A 15,131-nucleotide genomic window follows, 5' to 3' on the forward strand; every position below is an offset into this window, starting at 1 on the left:
TCATTTACAATATGTTTTTCTAGTTTATTTTGTTAATATATCTATAATTTCTATATTAGATGACCCTTTTTTTATCTTTTTTTCACCATAAACTATTTTTTTGTTAGAATTAACAGAGTTTAAAATAGTATCAAGTCCATATTTATCATCTACTAATCCATCTTTATATAATATATCTACAACTTTATTTCTTTTAGATAAAATAATCTCAGTTAAAGTTTTTATTTTCCATCCTTTGCTTACAATTCCTTTTTCAGTCAATGAATCTCCTGCCCCGTATACATCAAACAACATAATATTATAAATTATTTTAAAATCTTCTTTATTAGATATTAATTCTTTTTGATAAAGAAGATCTGTAATTTCATTACAAGTATATCCACTTTTTATATTTATATTCACAAATTCATTTTCAATAGTATCTTCCTGTACTAATATTTGTTCTATATTCTCTTTTTTTTCTATTTTTTTTTCATTTTCTAAAATACTAACTTCTTTTGTTTTATTAAAATTTATATTAATTAAAGAAGATGTTATAAGCCCTATTGAAATTCCCATAAATAGTGTAAAAAAAATAATTTTTTGTATTTCATTATGCTTTTCCATGTTATTATCCTCTTTTTAGTCTTAAAATTAGTTCAACTTCACGAATACTTTTATTAGTTTTTTTTGCAATTTCTTCTTTTGAAAATCCTAGAGATTCAAGTTTTTCTACTTCATTTGAATATTCTATATTTTTTTTATAGGATTCATTTCTATAATCACTTGGCTTTTTCATATTATCCATTAACTCTTTTGTATTTTTATCAATTTTTTGCATATAGTTCATAATAGAATCATACTCTTTTAACTTTTCAACGTTACTCTGGCGTTGTACAAACTGTTTTAAAACTCTAAATAGCAAAATCATACTAACTATACACGTAATCAAAGCTATTATTATAATTACGTAATTTATGTTCATTTTTCCCTCCTAAGTTTGCAGAAATTCCAATTTTGATTTCATTTTTAATATTGACTTGCTATGAATTTGAGATATTCTAGATTCAGATATATTCAACACCTTACCTATTTCCTTATATGTTAATTCTTCATAATAATATAAATTAACTATTAACTGTTCTCTATCATTTAAAGTATCAAGTGCTAATTTCAAATTTTTTATTGTATCTTTTTTTAACAGCGATTCTTCAGGACTGATTTCAGTAGAAATGTCCTTTATTTGTATCTTTAAATTTTCATTTAATTCTTCTTCTAAAGAAACTAAATTATATATATTCGTTTCTTCTAACATTTTTAATACTTCTTTATCATCTTTTCCAAGTTCATTACTAATTTCTTTTATAGATGGCTCTCTTCCTAATTTATTCTCTAATTTAGAATAAGTATCTTTCAGAAGCTTTGATTTTTGTCTTATAGATCTTGGTATCCAATCTAAATTTCTTATTTCATCGATTATAGCACCTCTTATTCTAACAGATGCATATGTTTGAAATTTGATATTTTTTGTATAGTCATATTTTTCTATAGCATCTATAAGACCTATAACCCCATAGCTCATCAAGTCATCATATTCAATATTAGCTCCATAATAATTATAGAGTCTGCCCGAAATTATTTTAACTAAATTAATATATTCTAATATAATTTCTTTTTTCAATTCGCTTTTTTCTTCAAAATTTTTCGAGTTTTTGTATCTAACCCACACATCTTCTCTAACCATCTAAATACACCCCTATTTAACTGTTTAGATTTTCAAAATTTACTTCTTTAAATTCCTCATCTTCTATTTCATCTTCTAATTCATCTTCAGTCTGGTTATTTAACAAGTCTTTCAATTCTGATTCCATAGGAGGTATAGATATCTCTATACTTTGTTCTTTTTTATTAATATTTTTTAGTATAAGATTAAAAAATATTAATAGTATTGCATTTATTGCTACTGCCAGAGTTAAATATCTACTTATAAATTTGAAAAAACTAATGCGACTAATCAATACATATATTCCACACGTAAACAAGATAAAATAATTTATTATTAAAAATACATGCAATTTCTTAATTTTTTTCATATAATCACACCTTTAGATTATATTATTTTTTTGCCTTTTCCTATTGTCTTTATAGATAATTCTCCATTGATGCAATTAAATTCTATAGTTCTACCATGATTTCCTAATACATCTTCAGATATAATGTTTATTCTATATTCAGATAATATTCTTTTTACTGCTTCAACATTTCTTTTTCCTATATTTAATGTATCACTTTTTATTGATATATTAAACATCTGTGCTCCTCCTGCTATTTTAGCTACCATTCTATTTTTTGAAGCACCCTGTCTAATCATATCATTTAACATTTCTTCTAATGCAGTATCAGCAAACTTGGCTTTATTTGAATTGTTTTTTATATCCTTACTGTTCGGAAGCATTATATGTGCCATTCCTGCTATTTTTTTAAATTTATCGTATAGAATAATTCCAACACAAGATCCTAATCCTAAGGTTATTAAGGAATCATCATTTTTTCCTATTTTATAATCAGCCATACCAACTTTTATAAGATTATTCATCATTTAACACTCCTAGACTCTTAAATAACACCTTAAAAGAATCCATATCTGGCATCAAGAAAAAATTACCTACAATTTCATTTTTCCCTTCTTTTAACCTATTTTCTATTAAAATTATTTTATCACTAACTTGTCCATATTCTATAGCTGGAACACTAAGTATAGACCCTGCCATATCTATACTGACAGATGGTACTGATATATTGACCTTTAGATTAGAAAAAGCTGATATAGAGTTTATATATGAGCTAGCCAATATATTCCCAATTTCTTGAAGTGCCGACAATTCCATATCATTATAAAACTCACCCTCGCATGGTTTTTTAAATAACATACTCAATAAATTATCACTGGATAATTTGTCTAATATTAAAAGCATAGTTCCATTTATATCTCCATGAAACTCTATATAAACTCCTGCTACTATTAATTCTTCGCCACCTAAAATTTCAACTGTTTTTTCTATTTCTAATATTTCAATAGCAGGAACTTCCATATCTATTTTAGAACTAACCATTTTAGAAAGAGAAGTAGCAGCATTTCCTGCACCTATATTTCCAATTTCTTTAAGAATATCTATATATAAATCTTGTAAATTTTCCAATTTGAAATTCATTTTTTAGATTTTCCTCCTCCACCCCTAATATTAACTTTTAACTATTATCTAACACTTTATTAATATCTATTAATATTATTATTTGTTCTTCTATTTTACCAATTCCTTTAATAAATCCATCATTAAATCCTTCATCGACTATAGAATAATCTATATCTTCTTTGTATATTTCTTTTACCTCTGTTGCTGAATCTACTACAAATCCTACTAACATATCATCTATTTTGTTTACTATTATTCTAGAATCTTTATCATAACTTGAACTTTCTATATTGAACCTTTTTCTCAAATCTATTACTGGTACAATTTCTCCTCTTAAGTTTATAACTCCCTTTACATATGCATTTGCTTTAGGTACCCTTGTTATTTCAATCATCTTCTCTATGGTTTGAACATAATTTATATTAATTCCATAAAATTCACTTTTTAATTTAAAAATAACATATCTTTCTTGAGTATTTTCTACCATTTTTACCCCCCCTTAAAATAGAGAATTTGTATCTATTATAAGCGCTACGCTACCATTTCCTAAAATTGTAGCACCTGCTATAAAATTAATCCCACTTAAATATTTCCCTAATGATTTTATTACTATTTCTTGTTGTCCTATAAGCTGATCAACTATTACACCTAAATCTTTATCTCCTTTTTTTACAACTACAACAGTAGATTCTTCCGAATGTTCTATATCTTCCTTTTCTAACTCTATTACATTTGCTAAATCTACAAGTGGAAGAGTTTTTTCTCTATATAAAACAATATCTTTTCCTTCTACCTTTCTTATATCATTTCTGTCTATATTAGTTATTTCTTTTATGTTATTTAATGGTATTGCATATTTTTCTTCTCCAACCATAACTAATAAAGCTTGAATTATTGCTAATGTCAACGGTAGTCTGATTATAAATCTAGTACCCATATTAATTTGAGTCTCTAGCTCTACAATACCTCCTAATGCTTCTATTTTTGTTTTAACCACATCCAGACCTACACCACGTCCAGATATATCAGATATTTTATCTGCTGTACTAAATCCAGGAGAAAAAATTAAGTTTGCTGCATCTTTATCATCCATTAAAAGAGATTGTTCTTTAGTTACTACACCTTTTTCTATAGCTTTATTTTTTACTTTTTCAACATTTATTCCTGCTCCATCATCACAAATCTCTATAACAACATTGTTTCCATCTGGATAAGAAGATAATTTAACTGTCCCAAATTCGCTTTTATTTAAAGATTTTCTAATCTCAGGCGTTTCTATTCCATGATCTATACAGTTTCTTAAAAGATGTATAAGAGGATCTCCAATTTCATCTATTACAGTTCTATCTACTTCGGTCTCCTCACCCTCCATTATCAAATTAATTTCTTTATTTAATTCTTTTGATAAATCTCTTATCATTCTTGGAAATCTATTAAAAACTCTTTCTATAGGAACCATTCTAACTTTAGTTACAGCGTCGTGAAGACTTGTAGTTATAGTCTCTAAATACTCTATCGCTTCATTCATATTTTGAGTTTTAGAAGATATATCTGTATCTTCTAATCTAGTTTTTACTATTATAAGTTCACTGACTAGATTCATCAAATTATCTAATCTATCAATATCTACTCTTACTGTTTTTCCTGTCTTTCCTGACTTTCCAGCTTTAGCCGACTTTCCTGACTTTCCTGACTTTTCTGTTTTCGATTTATTTTGTATTTGTTTATCATTATTTATATTTTTCCCATTAGTTTCATTTTTATCATTTATGTCATCATTTACAATTTGCTCATTATCTTCATCTAAATCACTGATTTTTACATCTGTCACTTCTTCTATTTCAACTAAACTAACTTCAGATATATTTTTAATTTTATCTGCTAAAATATTTTCGTTCAATTTTGTAATAACTGTTATATCAAAAGAATTTGAAAACTTTTCATCTTCTATATCTTCAACAGATGGATTTGAATATATTATTTCACCATCTTCTTCAACTGATTTAAATACTAAAAATGCTCTAGCTGATTTTAGCATACAACTTTCGTCTAAAGTTACTTTTACATCATATACATTTAAACCACCAGCTTTTGCTTTACCTATTACATCATTTATATAGTTCCATTCACCATCAGCTTCTTCATCTTCTTCATCTTCTTCATTTTCTATGTTTTCTAATCTATTTAGTATACTTTCTATAGATTTATCTGATTCAGAACCTTCGTTTTCAATACTCTTTACAAATCCTTCTAATATATCCAATCCTTCAAATAGTATGTCTATTATATTTGTATTTATACTTAATTTATTACCTCTTATATCATCAAGTACATTTTCCATTTTATGTGTAAGGTTAGCCATTTTTGTAAATCCCATAGTAGAAGACATTCCTTTTAACGTATGGGCTATTCTAAATATTTCATTCACTATCTCCATATTGGAAGCATCATTTTCCAAATCTAATAATCTTTGATTCAAATTATCCAAATGTTCCTTTGATTCATCTAAAAACATATCTATATATTGTTCTAAATCAAACATAATCTAAAACCTCCCCATTAATTTATTAATTTCTTTTCCTATATAATTAATTGGAATTACTTTGTCTGCCAAACCTAAGTTTATAACACTCTTTGGCATCCCAAATACTACACAAGTAGACTCATCCTCGGCAATGGATATAATATTATTTTTTGATTCTTTTAGTTTTTTTAAACCTTTAGAGCCATCACTTCCCATTCCCGTCATTACTACGGCTATTATTTTTTTTATATCTATTTCACTTAATGAATAAAACATTGCATCTGCAGATGGTTTATGTCCAGATATTTTTTCCCCATCATCTAAAATTATTCTTATACTAGTTCTCTCTTTTTTAAACTTCATATGTCTATTCCCAGGTGCTATATATATCGTATTATTTCTTAATAATTCACCATCTTCAGCTTCCTTAACATGTAGGCTTGACATATTGTCTAATCTGTTAGCTAGTGACTTTGTAAACCCAGCAGGCATATGCTGAACTATAACTACTGGAGAATTAATATCGCTAGATAAATCAGTTACTACATTTTGTAAGGCTCTAGGACCTCCTGTTGATGTAGCTATAGCTACTATACTATCTATATTATCTTTTTTACTAAAACTCTTATTTATATTATTTTTAACCTTATCAATAGTTTTTATTTTTTTAGTATAATTTTTATTGTATGATTTAACAGTAGATGCTACCTTCACTTTATCTATAACCAAATTCTTCATGTCATCATTATTTATTTTGAAAATATTTGATGGTTTAGTTATGAAATCAACAGCACCTAATTCTAATGCCTTTATAGTTAAGTCTGCTCCATTTTTTGTAAGACTACTTAACATTACAACAGATGTGGGTTTTTTTATCATAATCTGCTTTAATGTATCAATTCCATCCATAAGTGGCATCTCAACATCTAGTGTTACAACATCAATTTCATTTTTCATTAATTTTTCAATGGCTTCTTTTCCATTTTTTGCAAAATCCACAACTTCTATCTCTTCATCTGAAGACAAAATATCTTTTATAAGTTTTCTTATAAAAGCTGAGTCATCAACTATCAATACTTTTATTTTTTTCATATTAAATCAATCCTTTTTGCCTTAATATTCTTTGCTGCTTAAATATATAAGAAACTATATAATCTCTGATACTTTTAGATAATTCAATAAATCTAAGGCTAATCTCAAAATGTTCTAAATTTTTTTCATATACATTACACCTAATGACTTCTGATTTTATATTTAATTTTTTATCATCTATACAAATATTACAGATTACTACTTTATTTAAATCTAATTTAACGTCAGATATGAATCTAAGCCCACCTTCACTTAGATTTTTTGTATATCCATCAGCAATAAAATCTTCTTCATCGTAAATAGAAATTTTATTACTAATAGGTAGTCTATAATAATTTCTTCTTTGCTTTATTTTGGTTTCATCAATTTGTTTTATTTTTATATACGGAATGTTATCATTATTTCTATATATAACCTTTGCATCAAAGTAATAAACTCCTTTTTCCTTTATGCTATAAATAATTCTCACCTTGCTACCCTTAGGTATATTTATTACCTTACCTTTATATATCGGCATAGCTACTATATATTCATCATTAGATATTTTTTCCATCAATTGACTTACCAGCTCTTTATTCACATCTACATAACCATCTATTACTTTAATTTCTAGTTTATCTCCTATCTCAAAAAAATTTTTATATTCCATAAAAATATTTACCCCCCTAAAAATAAATTAGACAGTTTGTTTATAAAATTATTGAATTTATTTCCATCTTCTACACTACCTAATATTGAATCACAAATATTTTCTAGATTTTTACTTGCTAAACAATTAGGTGAATTCAACATAAAAGGAATTTGTTTTTTTACTGAATTTCTAACACTTTTATCATCACTTATATATCCTAAATACTTTATTGGCTTATTTAAAAATCGTTTTGATACCATTTCCATTTTTTTAAATGTAATTTCTGCTTCTTTTTTGTTATCAGCTCTATTTATAACCATATTTATTGCTTTTTCATTCGTTTTCTTTGTAATCACTTTTATTAGTGCATATGAATCTGCTATTGATGTAGGTTCAGGTGTAGTTACTACAATAACTTCTTGAGCTGCTAGTATGAATGACATTACAGATTTTGATATTCCAGCTCCTGTATCTATTAATATAAAATCCACATGTTCTTTTAAATAAATCATATTATTTAGTATTTTATTAATCTTATATATCGGTAAATCAGCAACTTCACTAATTCCAGCTCCACCAGAAATTATTTTTATTCCGAGTGGTCCATCTACCATAATATCTTCTATTTTTATATTATCCTCTACCAAATCTATAAATCCATATTTTATATCTATTCCTAATAAAATTTCTATATTAGCAAGACCTAAATCAGCATCAATTACTAATACTCTATTTTCCTTTTTCCTTAATGCTAAAGCCAAATTTAATGTGAAATTTGTCTTACCTACTCCACCTTTTCCACTAGATACACATATAACTCTAGGATTTGAATCTAAATTTTTGTTACTTTCAGGCGAATAATTATATCTATTTTTTTTCAAAATAGCACTTCTAAGTTTAGAGGCTTGATCCACTGTCTCCCCCCCCTAAAATATAATCAACTATTTTTTCAATATGAAATTCTTCTATATCATCAGGAACGTTTTGTCCATAGGTTACATATTTTATTTCTTTCCCAAAATTATATATTATATCCAATATAACCCCAACTCTAGATGTTTCATCTATTTTTGTTATTATAATTTTGTAATCATCTAAAAAACTATAATTTTGTACAATTTCCTTTATATCTTCTATATGCCAATTAGCATTTAAAACCAAAAAAATATTTTTTTGGTTAAAACAATTTATAAACTGTTTTAATTCTTTCATATGTTCTTTATTTTTATGGCTTCTTCCAGCTGTATCTACAAATATTGTATCTCTATTCTTTAATCTTTGTATAGAATATGAAACATCATCTAAATCATATGCCACTTCTAGAGGAGCATTTAATATATCTGCATATATTTTCAGTTGGTCAACCGCAGAAATTCTATAAGTATCAAGCGTTAGAAATCCTACCTTTTTATCATTCTTCAATACTTGGTGAGAAGCAAGCTTTGCTAGAGTTGTAGTCTTACCAACACCTGTTGTCCCTACAAATATGTTAACTTTCCCATCAAAATCTACACTTTCGGAATCGTATTTTTTAAATCTTTCAATAAAGTATTTTTTTATATGTTTTATAAAATCTTCATAATCAAAATAGTTATCTTCTATATTGCTAAATATATCTTCAATTAAATCTTTAGATAACCCTATCCTCTCTAATAATTCATAATTTTCTTTAAAACCATGTTTACTATTAATATCATTATTAAAGTTAATATTTACTTTATTGTTTATTTTCATCATCATATTTTTTAATTCTTGTATTTGTTCATTTATTTCACTTACATCCTTACTTCTATTATAACTATTATAACTATCTATTGTATATTCTTTTTTAGGTTTATTTGGTATTTTTGTACTTTTATTTAATTCTTCTGTTTGTGTTTTTTGAGGTATAGAGTTTTTATTATCTACGTCTTCTTGTTCTAACGCAGCCAATACTTCTACTTTTTCCTTACTAGAAATTCCAAATATGCCTTTTGTTTTTATTTTTTTAGTGTGTATTATTACAGCATTATCACCCAATTCATCTCTTACCTTCTTTATTGCTTCTTGGGCATTATCTGCAACGAATTTCTTTATCTGCATATTATATACTCACCGTCCCAACAGATTGTATTTTGACTTTAGGGTCTATTTCATTATACGAAAGAACTATTATGTCATCACTAATTTGATCTATAAATCTTTTAAAGTATATTCTGATAATAGGAGCAGTTACTATTATAGGCTGTTCTCCTATTGATAGTAATTTTTCTACTTCTTTACTTAAGCTCTCTATCAAACTTTGAGAAATATGAGGATCTAAAGCTAAATAATTTCCCGTCTCTGTTTGCTGTATAGAATCCATTATTACTTGTTCTAAATTAGGATCTAAGTTTATAACTTTAGCTTGATTATTAGGTATAAATTGCTTTGTAATAGACCTAAATAAAGACTGTCTTACATATTCTGTTAATGTATCTGAATCTTTAGTTAAAACACCATAATCCCCTAATGTTTCTAAAATTGTAGGTAAATTCCTTATAGATATGCCTTCTTTTAATAAATTTGATAAAACCTTTTGAAGTTCCCCTAGCGAGAATAAATTTGGTATAACTTCATCCACTAAGGCCGCATTAGTTTCCTTTAGATTATCTATTAACATTTTGACTTCTTCTCTTCCTAATAATTCATATGTGTATTTCTTTATAACCTCTGTCAAATGAGTAGATATTATCGATGGAGGATCTACAACTGTATATCCAAATATTTCTGCCTTTTCTCTTTCCTTTTCATCTATCCATTTTGCAGGAAGTCCAAATGCAGGTTCTACTGTGTCAATACCAACTACATCACCTTCTGCAACTCCTGAATTCATAGCAAGATAGTGATCAAACATTATTTCACCTCTAGCCATTTCTATACCTTTTATTTTTATAATATATTCATTGGCCTCAAGTTGTATATTATCTCTTAATCTTATCATAGGAACAATAATTCCCATTTCAAGAGCACATTGTCTTCTAATCATAACCAATCTATCAAATAAATCTCCTCCTTGAGATTTATCTGCAAGAGGTATTATTCCATAACCAAATTCCAGTTCAATAGAATCAACTTGTAGAAGTGGCAGTACATTTTCAGGTTTTCTTATATCCTCTATTTCTTCACTAACTTCATCTCCTTGTTTTTGAGAATCTTCATTATCTTCTTCTATACTTTCATTCGTCTTCTTTAAACTAATTCCTATAAATATAAATAATATAGATAAAGTGAAATATGGAATAAATGGTAGAGGTGTTAAACTTAAAGAAAATAGAACACCTGCTATTATATACATTATTTTAGGTTCTCTAAAAAGCTGACTTATAATATCTTTTCCAAGATTGGATTCAGATGCAGCTCTAGTAACAACTATACCTGTAGCTGTTGAAATTAATAAAGCTGGTACCTGAGATACAAGTCCATCTCCAACAGTTAATAGCGTATACCTAACTACAGCTTCTTGAATTGAAAGTTTCTGAAAAACTACTCCCATAACAAATCCAGCTAGTATATTAATACCTGCTATCATTATACCTGCAATGGCATCTCCTTTTACAAACTTAGATGCACCATCCATAGCTCCATAAAAATTTGCTTCCATTTGTATCTTTTTTCTTCTATCTCTAGCATCTCTTTCATCTATAAGACCTGAATTTAAATCTGCATCTATTGCCATTTGTTTTCCTGGCATAGCATCAAGTGTAAATCTTGCTCCTACCTCAGATACTCTCTCTGCTCCTTTAGTTATTACCATAAATTGAATTATAACTATTATAATAAATACTATAAAACCAACTAATGCGTTTCCTCCCATTACAAAGTTACCAAACGCTTCTATTACATTACCAGCACTACCTGTCCATAATATATATCTAGTAGTAGTTATATTAAGTGCTAGCCTAAACATCGTTGTAATTAATAGCAAGGATGGAAATACTGAAAATTCCAAAGCTTCTTTATTATATATAGCAATCAAAAGTATTAGTAACGATAAAGATATATTTAAACTTAAAAGTATATCAAGCATAAACAAAGGTACAGGTATTATTATCATTAAAATTATACCTATAATACCTAAGGTAACTATAATATCTCCTGATTTTTTCACTTTAACCACCCTATCTAGTCACATTTTTTAACGAATATACATAAGCAAGTATTTCTGCTATAGCTTCATACAGCTCAGGAGGTATTATATCTCCTATATTTACGGTTGCATATAACTGCCTTGCTAGCGGTTTATTCTCTATTATTGGCACATCACTTTCTCTAGCTTTTTCTTTTATTTTTAAAGCCACCATATTTTTGCCCTTTGCAACTATATATGGGGCATCACTTTGAGTTTCATCATATTTTATAGCAACAGCAAAATGAGTAGGGTTTGTTATTATAACATCCGCCTTTGGAACATCTTGCATCATTCTCTTCATTGCAGATTCTCTCTGCTTTTCTTTTATTTTTGATTTTATTTGTGGATCTCCTTCTGATTGCTTATACTCTTCTTTAATTTCTTGTTTTGACATTTTTAAGTTTTTGTTGTGTTCATATAATTGGTATGCATAATCAAATATAGATAGTATCAAAAGATATAACGATAATTTTATTCCTAAACTAAGAGTTAAATCTAAGAGATTGTATGAAATCTGAAATTTGTTTAGATTAATGCTTTTGAAAATATACACTATATTTTTTTTCATATAATAATAAGCTATTGAGGCTAAAATTATTATTTTAAAACTTGATTTGGCAAATTCAAATAAAGCTTTTGCAGAAAACATCCTTTTAAAACCTTCTATAGGATTTAACTTATCAAACTTAAATTTCAAATTTTCAGTTGTGAATAAATTTCCAACTTGAACTTTGCTACTTATAAATGCTATACTAGCATTTATAAGTACTATTATAAGTCCTATTTTTAATGCAAAATAAAAAATATATATTAATACTCTATATCCTATTAATGTATTATCAAATTCAATGTCAAAAAAATTATTTTTAAAAAATAAAACACATTCATAAAAATTAGATACTATATATTTACCCAAATATTTTAAACTTAATAAAGAAAATAACAATGTAATAGCTGAAGTTATTTCTTTACTTTGGACTACCTGTCCTTTTTTTCTAGCTTCCTGTTTTTTCTTAGGAGTAGCTTCTTCTGATTTTTCTCCTGAAAAAAGCTGTAGATTTATATTTATATAACTCATTTATATCACCCTTGGAGTATTTTTGTAATATTAAATATGAATTTATACATATCCTTAAATATAGTTTCCATTATAGGTTCATAATATGGAAATACAATAGAAAGTATCAATAATCCTAATATTACTTTAATGGGCATCCCAACAACAAAAACATTCATCTGAGGCATAGTTCTAGCTAATATACCTAATATTAGATTTGTAGATAATATTATTATAGTTATCGGTATTGATATTTTAATTGCCATAACAAATATATAATTAAATATGTCTATTGTAAACTTCAGTATATTAGAATTTAAAATTATCTCATTATTGATAGGTACTATATAAAAACTGTTAATTAAAGCTTTTATTAAATAATGGTGCCCATCAACTATTAAAAATATTAGTGTAGCTATTATATAAATCAAATTTCCAGTAATAGGTACTTGAAATCCATATTGAGGATCTACTACATTTGCCATACTAAATCCTAATTCTCTATCTATAAAAGATCCTGTCATAAAAAAACTAGAAAAAACTATAAAAGCTATGAACCCTATAACCAAGCCTATCATTAATTCCTTTATTGCTAAAAATAATATCTGTAAAAATGTCATATATTCAAAATTAGAACTATCTATAAATGGTAGTACTATATACGCTAATATTACTGAAAATCCCAATTTAAAAATATTCGGAAGGTTTTTCCTTCCGAATACAGGTGATGCTATAAATAAACCTATACACCTTGCTAATATAAGCATGTACACATTTACATAATTTAATATTTGGTTTAAAACTTCATTCATATTATCATCTCTTTTATTTCATAAACTTATCAAAATTTAAAAATAAATTTTGAGTGAAATTAACAATAGTGTTTATCATCCAGTGTCCAAACAAAACTAGTGACAAAAATGTAACAACAATTTTAGGTACAAATGACAAGGTAGCTTCCTGTATTTGCGTTGTAGCTTGAAATATACTTACCAACAAACCTACTACAAGACTTAATATCAATATTGGAGATGCTAACATTAAAATCATAGTTAGAGCTTGTTGCCCTAAATTAACAGCAGAGCTTACATCCACTTTTTCACTTCCCTTTTATTTAAAACCTAATACTATAGATTTAACAACTAAATTCCAACCATCTACTAGTATAAATAATAATACTTTGAATGGAAGAGATATCATTACAGGAGGTAGCATCATCATACCCATAGACATTAATGTACTTGCAACAACCATATCTACAATTATAAAAGGTATAAATAGAACAAACCCCATTTGGAATCCTGTTTTAAGTTCACTTATCAAAAAAGATGGAATAAGAACTCTATTTGGAATATCATTCAATTTCAAATCCTCATTTGTTTTTATTTTCGCTATTTCAGTAAAAAGCAAAATATCTTTTTGTCTAGTTTGCCTAAACATAAAATTTCTTACAGGTTCCATACCTTTTGTAAAAGCTTCTTCTTGAGTTATCTGTTGATTAAAATAAGGATTTAACGCATTATCGTAAATTTCAGTTCCTACAGGAGCCATTATAAAAAATGTTAAAAATAAAGCAAGTCCAATTAAAACTTGAGTAGGTGGATTTTGTTGAGTAGCTAGAGCATTTCTCAAAAAAGATAGAACTATTATTATTCTGGTAAACGAAGTCATCATTATTATTATTGTAGGTAATAATGAAAGAACAGCAAATAATAATATTATTTCCACAGTATTACTCAAATTCCCAGGATCTGTACTTCCATTTACCTGTAGTGAAATATTAGGTACCTCTGGTTGACCCCATGTTAAACTCGTTGTACATAAAAAAGCCATAACAACAAAAAAAATTTTTCTAAATTTCTTCACTTATATCATCCTTATTATCAAAAGTATCTATTTTAGTGAACTTATCTTGAGAAATTCCTATCAAATATTCTCTATTCCTATACATAATTAAAATCAACTCTTTATCTTTATTTATCAAAAGTCTTTCTTTTATTTTAATACTCTTATTTTTATTAATAAGCTCATTTTTTTTTGCTAAATATTTAGATGTAATATGAGCCAAATAAAGTATTATTATAAAAATACATGTATACCCTAGTATTTTCATAATTAGGTTGATTATATGCATAATTTCTACCCTAAAACCTTTTTTACCGCTTCTAATACTCTATCTGCTTGGAAAGGCTTAACTATAAAATCTTTAGCTCCTGATTGAATAGCTTCAATTACCATCCCTTGTTGACCCATAGCAGAACACATTATTACACAAGCTGCTGGATCTATTTTTTTAATTTCTTTAACAGCTTCTATACCATCTAATTCAGGCATTGTGATATCCATTATCACAAGATTTGGTTTTAATTCCTTATACTTTTCAACTGCCTTCAATCCATTTTCAGCTTCCCCAACAACATCGTAACCATTTTTAACTAATATATCCTTAATCATCATTCTCATAAAAGCTGCATCATCTACTAATAATATACTTTTTGACATTT

General features: G+C 26.8%; 19 protein-coding genes. All 19 read right to left on the minus strand.

Annotation, left to right across the window (positions count from 1 at the left end):
* Window positions 1-24: 24 nt before the first annotated feature.
* The gene (locus N4A48_RS04290) at window positions 25-606 is read right to left on the minus strand and encodes a hypothetical protein (RefSeq protein ID WP_293664571.1); all 582 of its coding nucleotides are present in this window, start codon (window positions 604-606) and stop codon (window positions 25-27) included.
* Between the two features lie 4 nt (window positions 607-610).
* Window positions 611-964 (minus strand): hypothetical protein, encoded by a 354-nt coding sequence (locus N4A48_RS04295; RefSeq protein ID WP_293664573.1) that lies wholly within the window; start codon window positions 962-964, stop codon window positions 611-613.
* 9 nt (window positions 965-973) lie between these two features.
* A complete protein-coding gene (locus N4A48_RS04300; protein ID WP_293664574.1) occupies window positions 974-1,723 on the minus strand; it encodes a sigma-70 family RNA polymerase sigma factor in 750 nt (249 codons plus the stop codon).
* 16 nt (window positions 1,724-1,739) lie between these two features.
* Window positions 1,740-2,072: a hypothetical protein gene (locus N4A48_RS04305; RefSeq protein WP_293664575.1), complete on the minus strand. Its 333-nt coding sequence runs from the start codon at window positions 2,070-2,072 to the stop codon at window positions 1,740-1,742.
* 17 nt (window positions 2,073-2,089) lie between these two features.
* Window positions 2,090-2,575 carry a chemotaxis protein CheD gene (locus N4A48_RS04310; protein WP_293664576.1) on the minus strand — a complete coding sequence of 162 codons (486 nt, stop codon included), beginning with the start codon at window positions 2,573-2,575 and terminating at the stop codon, window positions 2,090-2,092.
* A complete protein-coding gene (locus N4A48_RS04315; RefSeq protein WP_293664577.1) occupies window positions 2,568-3,191 on the minus strand; it encodes a chemotaxis protein CheC in 624 nt (207 codons plus the stop codon). The genes N4A48_RS04310 and N4A48_RS04315 overlap by 8 nt, the downstream gene beginning before the upstream one ends.
* 37 nt (window positions 3,192-3,228) lie before the next feature.
* Window positions 3,229-3,660, minus strand: coding sequence for a chemotaxis protein CheW (locus N4A48_RS04320; protein ID WP_293664578.1), 432 nt, complete (start codon window positions 3,658-3,660; stop codon window positions 3,229-3,231).
* A 12-nt stretch (window positions 3,661-3,672) separates the two neighbouring features.
* A complete protein-coding gene (locus N4A48_RS04325; RefSeq protein ID WP_293664579.1) occupies window positions 3,673-5,715 on the minus strand; it encodes a chemotaxis protein CheA in 2,043 nt (680 codons plus the stop codon).
* Between the two features lie 3 nt (window positions 5,716-5,718).
* The gene (locus N4A48_RS04330) at window positions 5,719-6,789 is read right to left on the minus strand and encodes a protein-glutamate methylesterase/protein-glutamine glutaminase (protein ID WP_293664580.1); all 1,071 of its coding nucleotides are present in this window, start codon (window positions 6,787-6,789) and stop codon (window positions 5,719-5,721) included.
* Window position 6,790: 1 nt separating this feature from the next.
* Window positions 6,791-7,438, minus strand: coding sequence for a flagellar brake protein (locus tag N4A48_RS04335; RefSeq protein ID WP_293664581.1), 648 nt, complete (start codon window positions 7,436-7,438; stop codon window positions 6,791-6,793).
* A gap of 8 nt (window positions 7,439-7,446) precedes the next feature.
* On the minus strand, window positions 7,447-8,334 hold the full coding sequence (locus tag N4A48_RS04340; RefSeq protein ID WP_293664582.1) for a MinD/ParA family protein: 888 nt from the start codon (window positions 8,332-8,334) through the stop codon (window positions 7,447-7,449).
* Complete coding sequence (gene flhF, locus N4A48_RS04345) at window positions 8,318-9,502, minus strand: flagellar biosynthesis protein FlhF (RefSeq protein ID WP_293664583.1); 1,185 nt, start codon at window positions 9,500-9,502, stop codon at window positions 8,318-8,320. Before flhF ends, N4A48_RS04340 begins: the two co-directional genes overlap by 17 nt.
* Window position 9,503: 1 nt before the next feature.
* The gene (gene flhA / locus N4A48_RS04350; RefSeq protein WP_443081744.1) at window positions 9,504-11,495 is read right to left on the minus strand and encodes a flagellar biosynthesis protein FlhA; all 1,992 of its coding nucleotides are present in this window, start codon (window positions 11,493-11,495) and stop codon (window positions 9,504-9,506) included.
* A 64-nt stretch (window positions 11,496-11,559) separates the two neighbouring features.
* Window positions 11,560-12,648, minus strand: coding sequence for a flagellar biosynthesis protein FlhB (flhB, locus tag N4A48_RS04355; protein WP_293664585.1), 1,089 nt, complete (start codon window positions 12,646-12,648; stop codon window positions 11,560-11,562).
* A 5-nt stretch (window positions 12,649-12,653) separates the two neighbouring features.
* Window positions 12,654-13,439, minus strand: coding sequence for a flagellar biosynthetic protein FliR (gene fliR / locus N4A48_RS04360; RefSeq protein ID WP_293664586.1), 786 nt, complete (start codon window positions 13,437-13,439; stop codon window positions 12,654-12,656).
* 13 nt (window positions 13,440-13,452) lie between these two features.
* Window positions 13,453-13,722, minus strand: a complete 270-nt coding sequence (fliQ, locus tag N4A48_RS04365) for a flagellar biosynthesis protein FliQ (protein WP_293664587.1) — start codon at window positions 13,720-13,722, stop codon at window positions 13,453-13,455.
* A gap of 15 nt (window positions 13,723-13,737) precedes the next feature.
* Window positions 13,738-14,493, minus strand: a complete 756-nt coding sequence (fliP, locus tag N4A48_RS04370) for a flagellar type III secretion system pore protein FliP (protein ID WP_293664588.1) — start codon at window positions 14,491-14,493, stop codon at window positions 13,738-13,740.
* Window positions 14,480-14,740, minus strand: coding sequence for a flagellar biosynthetic protein FliO (locus tag N4A48_RS04375; protein ID WP_293664589.1), 261 nt, complete (start codon window positions 14,738-14,740; stop codon window positions 14,480-14,482). The genes fliP and N4A48_RS04375 overlap by 14 nt, the downstream gene beginning before the upstream one ends.
* A 26-nt stretch (window positions 14,741-14,766) precedes the next feature.
* Window positions 14,767-15,129: a response regulator gene (locus tag N4A48_RS04380; RefSeq protein WP_293664590.1), complete on the minus strand. Its 363-nt coding sequence runs from the start codon at window positions 15,127-15,129 to the stop codon at window positions 14,767-14,769.
* Window positions 15,130-15,131: the final 2 nt, after the last annotated feature.

The sequence above is a fragment of the Tepidibacter sp. genome, from assembly GCF_025210165.1.
In the GTDB taxonomy this organism is placed as follows: Bacteria; Bacillota; Clostridia; order Peptostreptococcales; family Peptostreptococcaceae; genus Tepidibacter_A.